Consider the following 13,514-nt stretch of genomic DNA (forward strand, 5'->3'; position numbering starts at 1 on the left):
GTTTGTTCGTTGGCCGTTCCCGGCGGCGCGGGGTGGGCGGCACTCCCTTCTAGGCCCGCCGCGGCATCCCGCAACCCTTCGCTTCGCTTCGGGTCCTCCTCTTCGTTCCGGTCCTTCGGATGCGGTCCGCCTCCGACGGCGGGCCTTTCCGGTCGCGTCTCGCCGCCCACCCCGCTTCCGGGGAAAGGCGCGGGATTGAAGAGCGGAGGACCAGACGATGCGTGCAAAACACCAGCGTTCCGGCAGCCGAGAGGCTGGCGCGGGCAGGGGCGGGCGCCCGGGCGCCAGCCTTTATCAGGAAATCACGGACCGCATCATTGCCGAACTGGAGCGCGGCACCGTGCCATGGGTCAAGCCATGGGGCAGCGCAAAGGCCGACCTCGGCCTGCCCAGCAATGCGGCCACCGGGCGCCGCTATTCCGGCATCAACATCCTCATCCTGTGGGGCGCCGTCATCGAGCGCAGCTATCCCGGCCAGAACTGGCTGACCTTCCGGCAGGCGCTTGCCCTTGGCGGCAATGTCAGGAAGGGCGAGCGCGGCACCACAATCGTGCATGCCGACCGCTTTGTCCCAAAGGGCGAGCAGGAGCGCGCCAAGACAGACGGCGACGAGCCGCAGGCGGTGCCGTATTTGAAGCGCTTCACCGTCTTCAACGTCGCGCAGTGCGACGACCTGCCCGAGCACCTTTACGGCAACGCCGAACCGTTGCCCGAACGCGAGATCGTCCCGCAGGCCGAGGCGCTTATTCGAGCAAGCGGCGCGGATTTCCGCATCGGCGGCGATCGCGCTTTCTACATGCCGGGCAGTGACACCATTCAGGTGCCGCCGCAGCCGGCATTCTTTCAGCAGATCGACTATTACCGCACCTGCTTCCACGAGCTTGGCCACTGGACCGGCCACCCGGCGCGGCTGGCGCGCGACCTCTCCGGCGCCTTCGGTTCCAAGACCTATGGGCGCGAGGAACTGGTTGCCGAAATCACCGCTGCCATTGTCTGCTCGACGCTCGGCATCGAGCCGACCGTGCGCCATGCCGACTATATCGGCACATGGCTGAAGGTGCTGCGCGAGGACAATCGCGCCATCTTCCGCGCCGCCTCTCACGCATCGAAAGCCACCGATTTTCTTCTGGGCTTCAACGCCGAGGCCGAAGGCGCCCAACAAGACGAGATCGCGGCATGAGCGCGCGCGATCGCCACACCCTGCAGACCGAGCCAACGCAAGGCCAGCAGAAGCTCATTCCCGGTGTCCGGCCGCTCACCACACGCGACCGCCTCGCCCTTTTGGCCGACGCGCCCGCGCGCGGCGCAAAAGCCGCTCGATATCGGGCTGTTCGATGACGCCAGAAATCAACTCGATCTGAAAGGAGTTTTCCCATGATCCTGATCACCGACGAGCTTTACGCCCGGCTGCGAGCCAATGGCGCAACCGACACCGAAACCGACCATGTCCCGGTGGTCAAACTGTTCGATCCGACCGGGCCAGCAACCTGGCTTCTCACTGAACTCGACGCCGACGGCGACACCGTTTTCGGCCTTTGCGACCTCGGCTTCGGCTTCCCCGAACTCGGCAGCGTCAGCCTTGCCGAGCTTGCAAGCGTCAAGGGCCGGCTTGGCCTCGGCATCGAGCGTGACCTCTGCTTCAAGCCGCGCTTTCCGCTCTCCGTCTACGCCCAAGCAGCGTACAGCGCCGGCCACATCACCGAAGCCGACCGGTTGCTGCGACAAGCGGCGGAAGCCCTTGGCAACGCCCATTCCAAGCTTCCGCCCGACATGGCGGAACAGACGCGCCGCTAGGCGCGAAAACCGTCCCGCCGCGCTGGCCTTCGGCCCTTGCGGCGGGGAAATCCCGCCCCTCAACGAAGGAGACAAACCATGCAACTTGCCCACATTCCGCTTGATAAGCTCAACATTTCCGCGCTCAACATGCGCCATTCCAAACGCGCGCCCGACGTGTCGGACATCCTGCCATCGGTTCGCGCGCGCGGCGTCCTGGTGCCGCTTCTGGTGCGGCCCAACGGCACGCCGGAAAGCTTCGAGATCGTCGCCGGCCGGCGCCGCTATTTCGCCGCGAAGTCGCTCGCCGACGAGCGAGGCGAGGGCAATGCCTTGCCCTGCGCCATCATGGAAGACGGCGACGACGCCGACGCGCTCGAGGCCTCGCTGATCGAAAACTTCGCCCGGCTCGATCCCGACGAGGTGTCGCAGTGGGAGACGTTTTCGAGGCTGATCAGGGAAGGCCGCACCATTCCAGATATCGCCGCAACCTTCGGCGTCACCGAGCTTCTGGTCAAACGCATTCTGGCGCTCGGCGATCTTCTGCCCAAGATCCGCGAAGCCTATCGGCGCGAGGACATCGACGCCGAGACGGCGCGCCATCTGACCATGGCCTCCAAGGCGCAGCAGAAGGATTGGCTGGCGCTTTATGCCGATCCCGAGCAATACGCGCCGCGCGGCCACCAGTTGAAGCAATGGCTGTTCGGCGGCCAGTCGATTTCCACCAAGGTGGCGCTGTTCCCCATCGAGGACTATCCGGGCCTGATCGTCTCCGATCTGTTCGGCGAGGACAGCTATTTCGCCGATGCCGACCTGTTCTGGCAAAAGCAGAACGAGGCGATCGCCGCCAAACGCGATGCCTATCTGAAAGCCGGCTGGCCCGAGGTGGCCGTGCTCGAACCCGGGCAGCATTTCCAGTCATGGGACCATGAAAAGACGCCGCGGAAGAAGGGCGGCAAGGTCTTCATGTCAGTCTCGCATCGCGGCGCGGTCGAATGCCACGAGGGCTGGCTGTCGCGCAAGGAGGCCCGCCGCGCCCGCGCGCAAGGCGAGGGCGGCGCGCACGAAGAATCCGCCGCCAAGCAGTCGCGGCCGGAACTCACCGGCTCGATGCAGAACTATGTCGATCTGCACCGCCACGGTGCCGTACGCACCGCCATGCTCGACCATCCTTGTGTCGCGCTGCGCCTGATGGTGGCGCATGCCATCGCAGGCTCGGGCCTGTGGCAGGTTCGCCGCGAGCCGCAGCGCACCGCCAATGAAGCGGTGGCGGCAAGCATTGCCGCGTCCAGGGCCGAAGCCGCATTCGCCGAAAAACGGCGCACGGTGCTTGCGCTGCTTGGGCAGGCCGACGAGGAGGGTGCGATAGCCGGCGGCAATGGCGACGCCTTTGCCCTTGCCGCCGTCTTCGCCCGTTTGCTGGCACTTTGCGACGACGATGTCATGCGCGTTCTCAGCCTTGTCATGGCCGAGACGCTCGAAGCCGGCAGCGCCGTCGTCGAGGCGCTCGGCAACCATCTGGGCATCGACATGGGCGGGTGGTGGCAACCGGACGACGCCTTCTTCGACCTGCTGCGCGACAGGGAGATCGCCAATGCGATGCTGGCCGACCTCGGCGGCAAGCATGTCGCCGACGGCAATGTCGCCGAGAAGGTCAAGACGCAAAAGAAGATCATTCGCGATTGCCTCGCGGGCGAGAACGGCCGCGAGAAAATCGACAACTGGCTGCCCCACTGGATGAAATTCCCGGTCGAAAGCTACACGAAACGCGGCGGCTTCCGCACCGCCGATCAATGGGCCAGAGTTCAGCCGCTGTTCATGGCCGAATGAACTAGCCAAGCCAGGCGGAGGCAATTCGAGTGCCGCCGCCTGGCACCTCTCTCGGGCGATGCCGGCTGCACCTTTGCGGCTTTTCCGGCGCGCACCGCACGCGAAATCCCGACGCCAACTCATCGCCTTCGCCAGCCCTGCGCCGCGCCGGGATGCTTGCCGAGGCGCAACGCGGATAGCCACGTCCGCCCCTGGCGACGGTGTCTGAATCTGCGCAAGCCCGATATCAGCGACGCCGCTTGGGCATCGTGTCCGTTAGCCCCAGCAGAAGCGCGCCGGCATCCGAAGTGATCGTCCCGCCGTCAAAACCGGCCACAACGGCACAGCTCCAAATCCGCGCTACACTCTGTTTGCCTCGGGGAACCCCTCTGCCTTAAGTCTTTGTAAGAAGCATTTTCCCTGATTCTGACCCGATGAACCTCAACTCTGGTAGAGTCGAGGAAGGGCGCGGTGGCTTGAGCCGTGTTGGCATCGCTCCGTTTCCCTTCCCCGCTCATCAAACTGGACGTGCGGATTTCCCGCATCCAGCTTTCCGACTGGCTTCATCGCGAGGCCCACGGCGGCGGCCCAATGTGCACGCGTCGAAGACGCAACACGCCGAGCTCTCCGAAGACCTTTTCATCGGAGAACCTGTACGTGCCGTGTCCTTGCACCTTGTGCCGTTTGCATAGGAATGCGCGCACCCGGTCGTAGACGTGGTTGTCGACCGCCCGATAGGCAGGCAGACGCGAACCGTAGCCGAAGTAGCCTGACCAGCCACGCAGAAGTCTGTTTAGCCGATCGCGCACCTCGGGCCACGGCTCTTTGTTGCCGCTAACCAAGAGATCGCCGATCTTCGCCTTCATCAGCTGCACGCTCTTCTTGGACGGGCTCGCACCCAGGTACCAATGGCCTTCTTTCCGGTAGCGGTGAGGTCCGAACGTGTAACCGAGGAAGTCGAAGCGTTCCGTTCGGGTAGCCTTCAGCGAGGTCTTCGCCTCGTTGAGCGTCAGTCCGAGCTTCGTCATCACCGCCCGCGTCCACGCCAGCGCCTCGGCCGCATGTCCGCGGCTAAGGAGAAGTCATCGGCATAGGAGATGACATACGCGCGGTTCGCCTCGCCGCGTCCGGTGAGCCGCCAATGCTTCAGGAACCGGTTCATGTAGATGACCGAGAGCAGCGGGCTTGCGACCCCACCCTGCGGCGTGCCGCACGTGCTGCTCTTACCACCGCTCACGTGCCGTTTCCCGTCACCGTCCCGCTCTTCGATCGGCGCTTTCAGCCACAGCTTGATCAGCCGCAGCACGTGCCGGTCCGACAATGCGTCGGGCCACCGATTTAAGGAGGTCCGAATGCGGAATCGTGTCGAAGTATTTCGACAAATCGGCGTCTACCACGTCCGTGTAGCCCCGGCAGACAAGCCGGTGCACTTCCTTGATTGCGTCGGTCCCACTGCGTCTGGGCCGATAGCCATAGGCACCATCCTCGAAGTCCGCCTCGAATATCGGTTCCAGCACCAGCTTGGCAACGGTCTGAATCATCCGGTCCCGAATGGTCGGGATGCCGAGCGGGCGTTCGCCGCCCCCCGGCTTCGGGATCATCACCCGTCGCACCGGCTGGCGGCCGGTAGCTCTTCGAGACGAGTTCCTCGCGTAGGCCCGCCAGCCACCTCCCCACACCTTCCGCCTCAATCTGCGCGAATGTCACGCCATCCACGCCCGGCGAGCCCGCATTGGCGCGGGCCAGCGCATAGGCATGGCGTAGCATGTCCTCACGGCAGATCTTGTCGTAGAGCACGTAGAAGCGGAAAGCGGGCTCCGCCTTCGCCTTACGATACAGCTTCCTCTGCAGGTTCCTGATCTTTTCGGGTGTTTCCAGGCTCATTGCCAATCACCCCCTCCTCACCAGCTTCGAAAGCACACCAGAAGTCAGGGCCCTTCCCTCCACCGGCATTACCCGGCTTCAGCGGTACTATGACCCTGTCCGACTCCCGCCGGCACCGCCGCCCCGAAAGCTGCGTTGAGGCCGCTACCCTCATGCCGAACGGGTCTCCCCCGATTACCCGCATCACCCTTCCAACGTGCCGTGCCCACTACCCCGGCGGATCGAACGGGTGCACATGTCGATTGCTTCCCCGTTCACGCGGCCTTCCCCGAATCTCAGGCGGGTCGGCATCCGCAACGTCACTTTCGAGGCCTGCTCAGGCTTTACTCGCATTACGGCCCACGGATCGCTCAACTTCCCAAGGCGGCCTTTGTCACGAGGCTCCGACCCGGCCAGTTACCCGACCGAACCGCTCGTCAGCTACCAGACCAATCGACTACTATCTGGGTGGAACCTTCCTCCACTGGTGATACGCGCCGTCGGGGCGCACTGAGATATTCGGGTTAGCCCTCTGCCGGAAGTCTGGGTTCCGAATCCGGGGACCAAGTCACCATGCGCACACAGCTGGTTCGCCAGCGTTCCTCTGAGACAATGAATCTCAGGCAAACCATGGGGAGCGCTTTTCCAAGAGTCTGCTCGACGAATGCTAACGTTAAGCGACAGCTAAATGAATGTAACAATAATTCCTATATTCTTAGCTTACGCGTTATTGAAACCGCCGTAAACCGGATGTACCTCCATTTGCAACGTGCAAGTGACGCCGATCAACGCCAATCGCAACTTTGCTTGTGAAGGAGAGCCCCGATTGCAGAAAGCGCCGTGGGAGATGGGCGAACACGTGCGCCTGGCGTTTCCCGCTATGCCTAAGTCAATGTCAGGTCAGAAGAGGCCGCTATTCAAGGGGGAAACTGCTGCTGTGTTTCACGTTCAAGTATGTTTGCCGGATGGCTGCCCGAGCGAGGTTGCGTCACGCGCCCGAACGGATTTGTCATCTTAAGCGTTCGCAAGAGCCTGAGAGCTGATTTAGCAACTTTGTCAGAAAGGAAGGACTCCGTCAGATGATTAAACATTACACTCCGAGGATGACAAAGGAGCAGGTCAAGCTGCTCCGTACCTGGCACGACGAGAATTATCAAAGCCAAAAGGCGAGCCTTCCGAAACAACTTTGCTTTATGGGGTTAGACCTGAACATCAGAAATGACGTGTTTGCTCCCGACGTGGACGACGAGACCGGCAATCCTTTCCACCGTGCAGTCGAGGCGGAAGTCAAGCCCGGTGAACGCGTGTTGGACATGGGTACCGGAAGCGGGGTAAGCGGGATACTCGCAGCCCGCAAAGGAGCTCGCGTCGTTGCTGTCGACATCAATCCCAATGCCATCGAGTGCGCCAGGCAAAACGCCGATCACAACAACGTAGCAGATAGGATTACGTTCGCCGTGTCTGACATCTTCGATGAAGTTGAGGGTGATTTCGACCTTATTGTGTTTGACCCTCCGTTTCGCTGGTTTAAACCCCGCGACATGCTTGAAGCTAGCACCGCAGACGAGGACTACCGGGGCCTTACGCGGTTCATCAACGAGACTAAAGACCGATTGCGATCAAACGGCCGGGTTCTGTTGAACTTCGCCACATCCGCCGACATCGATTACCTCCACAGTCTCATTGACACCGCGGGACTTCAAAAAAAAGCAACCCAATATGGAGAACTCACAAAAGGCGACTTCACCGCCCGCTATTACATTATCCGATTGACCCGCAGGTGGGCGCCCATTTCGGCCCGACGCCGAGGAAGTACCAGTCTGGCGAGACCGACGTGACGGGGCGCATCTCCAGGTCGGCGACCATGGGATGCGTGTGGCGCTCTACGAGGCGGCCAACGTGATGCTGACGCGATCGGTCAAGGGCTCGGCCTTGAAGTCCTGGGCGCTTGCGGTGGCCAAGCGGGCCGGGATGCGAAAGGCCAAGGTTGCACTTGCGCGCAAGCTGGCGGTGGTTTTGCATCAGATGATGCGCAGCGCTGAGCGCTTTCTGCCGACAGGCCGTCCTGCGGCAGTCGTGTAGTGAAGCGTTCGATGAGAGGATAAGGATAAGGAGGAACACGGCGGGCATCGACACCAGGTCCTGCCGTTACGACGTCCCTTGCCGGGACGGTGCACCCGGTTAGGCCGCTAAGACGGGAGCAGCTCGTTTGAGGACTGCGCGTCCCTAGATTGGCCAGCCGATCCCGATCAGATCCCATCAGGCAGCCGACGAAGCGCCGACTGCGGACAGAAGCAAGACCCCGGCAGCGGACGAAGTTACGAGGGATTGACAGTAAGCGGTGTTCTTAGGCCACAGCCCTCGAGCTCGAGCTTGTTGCTGTAGACCCAAGGCAGGAGATCGTCGATCTGGCTGTTGGGGTGGCCGTTGACGATCCTGGTGAGGACATCGGCGAGATAGCCGAGCGGTTCGACACCATTGAGCTTGCAGGTTTATGCCGACCGCCGAACTATGCCGAGTGAGCAAGTTTTTACCAACACTTTCCTCAACGTAGCGGTAGCTGGATCGGCATAGCTTAGGCTCTCTCCGTCGCAATTGACGCGAAGGAGAGGACACATGAACGCAAGTGACTATCTGCAACGCAGCACACTGTATCGGAAGCTGATCCACGGGCCATATGGCGAGTTTGCACGCATTTATGCGGGCAGATTGTCGGACGAAGGCTTCGGTCGGCAATGCACCTGGCGATCGCTAAGCCTATTTCGTGAGCTGAGAGACTGGCATGTCGGCAACGGGCACGATCTCCAGGATTTAAGCGAAGTTCATGTTGAGCGGTTTCTTGTGTTCGCGGCTTATCTCTCGAATGAGAGAGGGCTCGCCGCCTCGACGGTGGAAAGCCATAAGCTGCTGTCACATCGATTTATGCTGGAGGTCTGTCCGGCCGGCGCAGATGGGTTTGCAGCGCTTACGCCGGAGACCGTCATCGGTTATGTCGAGCGACATGCCCTTGATGGTTCCGCCGACAGCGGCAAGGCGATGTGCGGGGTGGTGCGTGCCTTCCTGCGCTACTTTGCATCTGAAGGGATTCATTTCGGTAGCCTTGGCCGATTGTGTGCCGTCGATCCGGCGCTGGCGGCTTGTTGGCCTGCCAACCTTCCTGCCGCCGCAGAAGGTCCAGCAGGTTCTCGATGCCTGCGATCAGACCACAGCAATGGGACCTCGGGACTATGCGGTTCTAATGGTCTTGGCAAGCTTGGCTTGCGCGCCAGCGAGGTTGCGGTGCTCAATCTTGACGGCATCGACTGGCGGTCGGGCAGTATCCTTGTCCATGGCAAGGGACGACGGCAAGCGGTGATGCCGCTACGCCACGACGTCGGCGCAGCTATCGTAGCTTACATCCGGCACGGGCGACCGGCTTCAGCATGTCGCCGGCTATTTCTGCGAATGCTTGCTCCGCACGTCGGCTTTGCCTCCGGCTGCGCCATCACGATGATCGCGAAGGAGGCCCTCGAGCGGGCGGGCATTCATGGTTATGCGCACCACGGCGCCCACCTCTTCCGTCACAGCCTTGCGACCGACCTGTTGCGTTCGGGCGCCAGCTTTGCCGAGATCGGCCAGTTGCTTCGTCACCAGAGCACCGACAGCACAAGGATCTACGCCAAGCTCGATATTGAGAAGCTGCGCGAACTGCGCCTGCCCTGGCCGGAGGTGTCCAATGAGCCGGCTTCGCATCGCGCTCGAGCGTCATATAGGCATGCGCCAGAGGCGTCGTCCCGCCCCGCTCAAAACGCTCCGCTCTCGCTACACATATTCACCGCCTGCAGGCCATGGCGGAATGGAAAGCCGTGGCCGTGGTCAGCTGACATCAGCGGCCGCAGGTCTCAACGCGTTTATATGCAGACAACGTGACATCGCCGGCGAGTGTAATGCGGACCGAACTTGATGCCCCACCGGCGGATTGTCTCATACGAAACCACGATCCCGCGCTCCAGCAGCATTTCCTCGACCAGACGCAGGCTCAATGGGAACCTGTAGTAGAGCCAGACTGCATTGGCGATGATCTGCGGCGGGAAACGACGGCGCTTGTAGCTGACGGTTGCCCTGTTCATGACATCGTCTATGCCGCGAATCCCTGAACGCGTGTTAAGTTGATAACGCTGCCCTGACCATGGGACACCTGGGCAATGCGCCGGCGGCAATCGTTGTTGAAGTCTTTACAGCTGCGGCAGTAGGCATCACAAACCTCTTCTCAGCGGCATGGTTAGACAGTGTGTCGAGCCGCCTTCGAGCACGAACTGTTGGAGATCCGGCTCCAGCACCCTAAGTCCGTTGGCGCGAATCCGCGCGTTGGTCTCGGGCTGCTGTTTGGCAGACAGGACAACGTCGTTGCCGAGCGCGGTAACGTTGCAGCCCATCCGCATCACATCGCTGTAGCTCACATGGATAAGTTCGTACCTGTGTGAGAGCCAGTCGACATCAGCAGCATCCAGAATGTCGGTTGCGCATAGCGCTAGCCGCCCGTTCAGCACGCTGAAAAGAACATCGAGATGGAGGAAATGGGCTGGAACGCGGATCTTGCGCACACTCCAGCCCTCGCCCCCCACCCAGCGCGCGACCTGGTCCGCGCCTTTTGAGAAGGTCCGGACCTCATTCACACCGATGATAATCTCCCCCTCTCTGAGGACCTGGACATCGCCACCCTCGACCGGGGCCGCCGTAACGCGTTTCCAGATAGGCAGCTCAAGATGGGAGGCGAGATCTTCGATAGCGCCCCATTCGCCGCGCCGCTCCGGGCGGGCCATCTGTGCGATCAGCATGCCCCAGGGCGTCATAATCCCGCTATCGCGGACGAACGTCTGCATCGGCAAATGTTCATCGGGCTCGAGAAAGTGGCATATCACCCCCTCCGCCTCAAGCGCGGCGACCAGTTCTTGGTGTTGAGAAATGGCGGCGTCCACGTCGACGGACGCGCCTGACGACTTTGACTGCTCGACGATCGCGTTCTCGGCGGCCCAGGCGTAGTAGACGGGGCGACAGAGCGCGACCTTCTGAAGAACACCGTGTTCGCTACGCACGAACTCCCGGCCATCGGTCTGGCGTACTGGGCGCGGACTGGTCTCCGGCATGTTTTCTCCTGATGGATCGCTTAAAATGGTCTATGTGAGGTTGGCACGGCCCGAGACGATGAAGATGGAGCTCCAGCAGTCGGTCGGCGATGCGATGTGGAATTAGCTGATCGAGTAGCTCTTCAACCTCTTTTTGTTTCTCAGTTCGCGAGCATAGCTGTTCTGGAAGCCAAGCCATCCGAAATGCGTGGTCCTCAGCTCTGGCGACCCCATGCGAGGCGCTGTGGCCGCCGATTCCGTGACGCGAAATACTTAGGATCTCGATCCCCGGCGCAGGGAGCGACATCGCGCTGCCGGCTGAGGTCGCGCTACTGGCTGAAGACGAGCAATCATTGGCGAAGAGACTTGTTCAGGTGAGATACCCCGTTATATCGTCCTCTTCCTTATGATAATTCCTCACATAGATTCGGTTGCCGCGTCGAAATAGATAGGGCCTTTGAGCGGGAATCTTTCCAAGTTTTGTAGTAATTACATAGCTCGGAACGGAAAAGCCCGTTTCAAACCCGACAAGCCCATCCACAATCTCTTGGCCTTGCTCGAGACTAGTCCCAAAATGGGAAACGCCAGTGACCCGATCACAATGGTAGAGATAATAGGGCCTCACCCGTATTTCGATGAGTCTGCGAAAGAGCGCCTTCAGTGTCTCAAGATTGTCATTAATTCCCTTCAATAGGACCGTCTGATTTTGCACCGGAATACCGTGCCGAAGGAGGCGGTCGCAGGCTTCGGCAGCCTCTGCAGACACTTCGATCGGGTGATTGAAGTGCGTGCTAAGCCATATGGGCCGATACTTATCCAGCATGCTACATAGCTCATCGGTAATTCTCTGAGGCAAAAAGACAGGATAACGAGATCCGATTCTTATTATCTTAACGTGCGGTATAGATCGCAATCGACTTATTATTTCCTCCAGCTTTCCATCGTTCAGTATGAGCGGATCGCCACCTGTCAATAGCACGTCGGAAATTTCCTCGTGCTGGACTATATAATCGAAATCTGGATCGAAGGAGGAATCATAATCGGTGTTATAGTATGTGCCGTTCTCGTTAGACGTATGATATTTTCTGGTACAAAAACGGCAGTAAACAGGACACGTATGTGAAACCAAGAAAACGACCCTATTCGGGTATTTGTGTATAACACGTCTCGTCTTAATGAATATTGCGTCCCCAACGGGATCAACATCCGCTCCTACATCAGTATTCATCTCATCCGTATGAGGTATGGCTTGGAGGCGAATTGGACACTTGTCATCCGTCTTCGACATCAATGACGCATAGTAGGGAGTCACCATCCACCGGTAGGTGCCTTTGACCGCATCAATCCCTGTGACATCCTGATCGCTTAGGGCAACCCACTGCGCGAGCTTGTCCTTCGTCCTGATTAGATTGCGTGTATGGAATTTCCAGTCGCTCCATACGGCCTCCGGGAAATTATCTTTCGTCAGTAACATTTGTATGCCTCCATAATTTCAGAAGTTCGACCTCCCATGGGCGCACTTATGTTTCCACGCGGAACTGCCGGCTGTGACAATTCGCATGAGATATAGTTGATGCTCTCTATCAGAATCAGCTCGCAGCATTGACACTGTGCAATTTTCGTCCACGTACCGTCCCTCGGTATATCTGCATCTCCGTCATGACGAACTAGGAGTGGGGCTCAATGATATTAGGCTGTAGTTTGGTGTCGTTCAACCCTCCGGAATAAGGTTGGGCATTTTATTATGTTTCTGTTTTATTTCATTTCGAATAAATATTCGTCAGGCGTTTGCCGAAATGTTTCATCACCTAAATATTCGTTGCGAGTCAGCTCTTACTTGCAAGCCGATCCGGCTTGATCGACCCTGGTCCTTGTCCTGCCGGCGCGCGCCCGAAGTCGCAGGCGTCAACGCGGCCAATTGGAATGGGCGAGGCTTGACGTCATGTTCGGATCTGAGATCGGTGGCGCGCCCTTTCGTGCGATCAAAGGCAAGGGTCGCTCGGATGGGGCGAAACCGATCCTCACGCACGGAGATAGGTTGCTTGGGTCGTTAGCCCGTCCGATGCTGTCAGCCGATGAGCGCCTGCGGCGCCCCTAAGCCGTAAGCGCGTAGGTCACCCCACGTAGCGGCTGGTTCGCTGATCTGGGAGTCTCCTGGATGATTTATCCTGGGAGGCTCTCGTGAGCGCACACATGTCTGATAGCAAGAACTTCGAAGTTCTCACGGCCGAGCCGGTCCGGCTTGCGCACAGTCCGGCTCGACGCGTTCGGACCTGGTCGCGGGAGGAGAAGACCAGGATCGTGACGGAGACGTTTGCGCCGGGGCGAACGTTTCGGCGATTGCGCGTTCTCACGGCCTTGATCCCTCACAGGTCTATGCGTGGCGTCGCAATGCGCTGGAATCGGGCATGGTCGCGCCGTTGGCGGAGGCGCGGATCAAGCCGGTCAAATTCGCGCGCTTCGACGCGGTAGCCGGCGACATGGTGGAGATTATCGTTGGCGATGTGGTGGTGCGTGCCGGCGGCGATGTCGCGGCGGATCGGCTGATCCGGGCGGTGCGGGCGGCATGATCCCGGCGGGCGTTCAGGTTTACGTGGCGGCGACGCCGGTCGACTTCCGCAAGGGTGCGAACGGCTTGATGGCGCTGGTGCGGGACGGCGGAGTCGATCCGTTCAACGGCGCGCCTTACGTGTTCCGCTCGAAAAGAGCGGACAGAATCAAGGCGGTCTGGTGGGACCGGTCCGGGGTATGCCTGTCTGCCAAGACGCTCGAGGAAACGAAGTTCTGCTGGCCACGCATCGGGCCCTCGCGTGTTCAGCTGAACCACGCTCAGCTCTTGGCGCTGGTCGAAGGCCTACAGGAATATCCCTGTTGGTGAGTCCGACGAATCATCGGGCGAGCTGGTCCGGGTTCTGGACCCACATCATCCGCTTTGCGGGCGATCCTTCCGCCTGATCCGCCGAG

Annotated in this window: 13 protein-coding genes and 3 pseudogenes; 9 read left to right on the top strand and 7 right to left on the bottom strand. The window is 60.3% G+C overall.

Features of this window, described 5'->3' with window-relative positions; genetic code table 11:
- Positions 1-217: 217 nt before the first annotated feature.
- The 4 genes from MESS4_RS08295 to MESS4_RS08305 all read left to right on the top strand — a co-directional run bounded on the left by MESS4_RS08295 (position 218) and on the right by MESS4_RS08305 (position 3,603).
- Positions 218-1,180, top strand: coding sequence for an ArdC family protein (locus MESS4_RS08295; protein ID WP_006328801.1), 963 nt, complete (start codon positions 218-220; stop codon positions 1,178-1,180).
- Positions 1,177-1,338, top strand: a complete 162-nt coding sequence (locus MESS4_RS33345) for a hypothetical protein (protein WP_006328802.1) — start codon at positions 1,177-1,179, stop codon at positions 1,336-1,338. Before MESS4_RS08295 ends, MESS4_RS33345 begins: the two co-directional genes overlap by 4 nt.
- Positions 1,339-1,374: 36 nt before the next feature.
- A complete protein-coding gene (locus MESS4_RS08300) occupies positions 1,375-1,794 on the top strand; it encodes a DUF2958 domain-containing protein (protein ID WP_006328803.1) in 420 nt (139 codons plus the stop codon).
- Between the two features lie 78 nt (positions 1,795-1,872).
- Positions 1,873-3,603 (top strand): ParB/RepB/Spo0J family partition protein, encoded by a 1,731-nt coding sequence (locus MESS4_RS08305; RefSeq protein ID WP_006328804.1) that lies wholly within the window; start codon positions 1,873-1,875, stop codon positions 3,601-3,603.
- Positions 3,604-4,145: 542 nt separating this feature from the next.
- Here MESS4_RS08305 and MESS4_RS34375 read toward each other — a convergent pair.
- From MESS4_RS34375 to MESS4_RS34925, 3 genes are read right to left on the bottom strand one after another with little or no spacing between them, the layout of a single operon-like run.
- Positions 4,146-4,610 (bottom strand): group II intron maturase-specific domain-containing protein, encoded by a 465-nt coding sequence (locus tag MESS4_RS34375; RefSeq protein WP_006328805.1) that lies wholly within the window; start codon positions 4,608-4,610, stop codon positions 4,146-4,148.
- A complete protein-coding gene (locus tag MESS4_RS34920; RefSeq protein ID WP_006328806.1) occupies positions 4,610-4,888 on the bottom strand; it encodes a reverse transcriptase domain-containing protein in 279 nt (92 codons plus the stop codon). The genes MESS4_RS34375 and MESS4_RS34920 overlap by 1 nt, the downstream gene beginning before the upstream one ends.
- Positions 4,833-5,183 (bottom strand): reverse transcriptase domain-containing protein, encoded by a 351-nt coding sequence (locus tag MESS4_RS34925; protein ID WP_280110234.1) that lies wholly within the window; start codon positions 5,181-5,183, stop codon positions 4,833-4,835. Before MESS4_RS34925 ends, MESS4_RS34920 begins: the two co-directional genes overlap by 56 nt.
- Positions 5,184-6,638: 1,455 nt before the next feature.
- Here MESS4_RS34925 and MESS4_RS08315 point away from each other — a divergent pair.
- A complete protein-coding gene (locus MESS4_RS08315) occupies positions 6,639-7,283 on the top strand; it encodes a methyltransferase (protein ID WP_244441086.1) in 645 nt (214 codons plus the stop codon).
- Positions 7,226-7,527 (top strand): annotated as a pseudogene (locus tag MESS4_RS08320) (transposase); the annotation flags it as partial. The gene MESS4_RS08315 and the pseudogene MESS4_RS08320, both read left to right, overlap by 58 nt.
- Positions 7,528-7,763: 236 nt before the next feature.
- Here MESS4_RS08320 and MESS4_RS31880 read toward each other — a convergent pair.
- Positions 7,764-7,937: pseudogene (locus tag MESS4_RS31880) on the bottom strand (transposase domain-containing protein); the annotation flags it as partial.
- Positions 7,938-8,061: 124 nt separating this feature from the next.
- Between MESS4_RS31880 and MESS4_RS08325 the strand changes: the two are divergent.
- On the top strand, positions 8,062-9,354 hold the full coding sequence (locus tag MESS4_RS08325; RefSeq protein WP_006328821.1) for a tyrosine-type recombinase/integrase: 1,293 nt from the start codon (positions 8,062-8,064) through the stop codon (positions 9,352-9,354).
- A gap of 8 nt (positions 9,355-9,362) precedes the next feature.
- Here MESS4_RS08325 and MESS4_RS08330 read toward each other — a convergent pair.
- From MESS4_RS08330 to blsG, 3 genes and pseudogenes are all read right to left on the bottom strand, one after another.
- Positions 9,363-9,554 (bottom strand): annotated as a pseudogene (locus MESS4_RS08330) (IS6 family transposase); the annotation flags it as partial.
- Positions 9,555-9,680: 126 nt separating this feature from the next.
- Complete coding sequence (locus tag MESS4_RS08335; protein WP_006328824.1) at positions 9,681-10,571, bottom strand: arginine deiminase family protein; 891 nt, start codon at positions 10,569-10,571, stop codon at positions 9,681-9,683.
- A gap of 349 nt (positions 10,572-10,920) precedes the next feature.
- Entirely contained in the window at positions 10,921-12,024 is a 1,104-nt protein-coding gene (blsG, locus tag MESS4_RS08340; protein WP_006328826.1) for an arginine 2,3-aminomutase, read from the bottom strand.
- A 934-nt stretch (positions 12,025-12,958) separates the two neighbouring features.
- Between blsG and MESS4_RS34390 the strand changes: the two genes are divergently transcribed.
- Positions 12,959-13,120: a hypothetical protein gene (locus MESS4_RS34390; protein ID WP_006328828.1), complete on the top strand. Its 162-nt coding sequence runs from the start codon at positions 12,959-12,961 to the stop codon at positions 13,118-13,120.
- Positions 13,117-13,428 (top strand): IS66 family insertion sequence element accessory protein TnpB, encoded by a 312-nt coding sequence (gene tnpB / locus MESS4_RS08350; RefSeq protein WP_006328831.1) that lies wholly within the window; start codon positions 13,117-13,119, stop codon positions 13,426-13,428. Before MESS4_RS34390 ends, tnpB begins: the two co-directional genes overlap by 4 nt.
- Positions 13,429-13,514: the final 86 nt, after the last annotated feature.

This window comes from Mesorhizobium sp. STM 4661, from assembly GCF_000359125.1.
Taxonomy (GTDB): Bacteria; Pseudomonadota; Alphaproteobacteria; order Rhizobiales; family Rhizobiaceae; genus Mesorhizobium.

Coding starts and splice junctions, on each gene's coding strand:
- MESS4_RS08295 (WP_006328801.1), top strand. CDS start 218: ATGCGTGCAAAACACCAGCGTTCCGGCAGCCGAGAGGCTGGCGCGGGC.
- MESS4_RS33345 (WP_006328802.1), top strand. CDS start 1,177: ATGAGCGCGCGCGATCGCCACACCCTGCAGACCGAGCCAACGCAAGGC.
- MESS4_RS08300 (WP_006328803.1), top strand. CDS start 1,375: ATGATCCTGATCACCGACGAGCTTTACGCCCGGCTGCGAGCCAATGGC.
- MESS4_RS08305 (WP_006328804.1), top strand. CDS start 1,873: ATGCAACTTGCCCACATTCCGCTTGATAAGCTCAACATTTCCGCGCTC.
- MESS4_RS34375 (WP_006328805.1), bottom strand. CDS start 4,610: ATGACGAAGCTCGGACTGACGCTCAACGAGGCGAAGACCTCGCTGAAG.
- MESS4_RS34925 (WP_280110234.1), bottom strand. CDS start 5,183: ATGATCCCGAAGCCGGGGGGCGGCGAACGCCCGCTCGGCATCCCGACC.
- MESS4_RS08315 (WP_244441086.1), top strand. CDS start 6,639: ATGGGGTTAGACCTGAACATCAGAAATGACGTGTTTGCTCCCGACGTG.
- MESS4_RS08325 (WP_006328821.1), top strand. CDS start 8,062: ATGAACGCAAGTGACTATCTGCAACGCAGCACACTGTATCGGAAGCTG.
- MESS4_RS08335 (WP_006328824.1), bottom strand. CDS start 10,571: ATGCCGGAGACCAGTCCGCGCCCAGTACGCCAGACCGATGGCCGGGAG.
- blsG (WP_006328826.1), bottom strand. CDS start 12,024: ATGTTACTGACGAAAGATAATTTCCCGGAGGCCGTATGGAGCGACTGG.
- MESS4_RS34390 (WP_006328828.1), top strand. CDS start 12,959: ATGGTCGCGCCGTTGGCGGAGGCGCGGATCAAGCCGGTCAAATTCGCG.
- tnpB (WP_006328831.1), top strand. CDS start 13,117: ATGATCCCGGCGGGCGTTCAGGTTTACGTGGCGGCGACGCCGGTCGAC.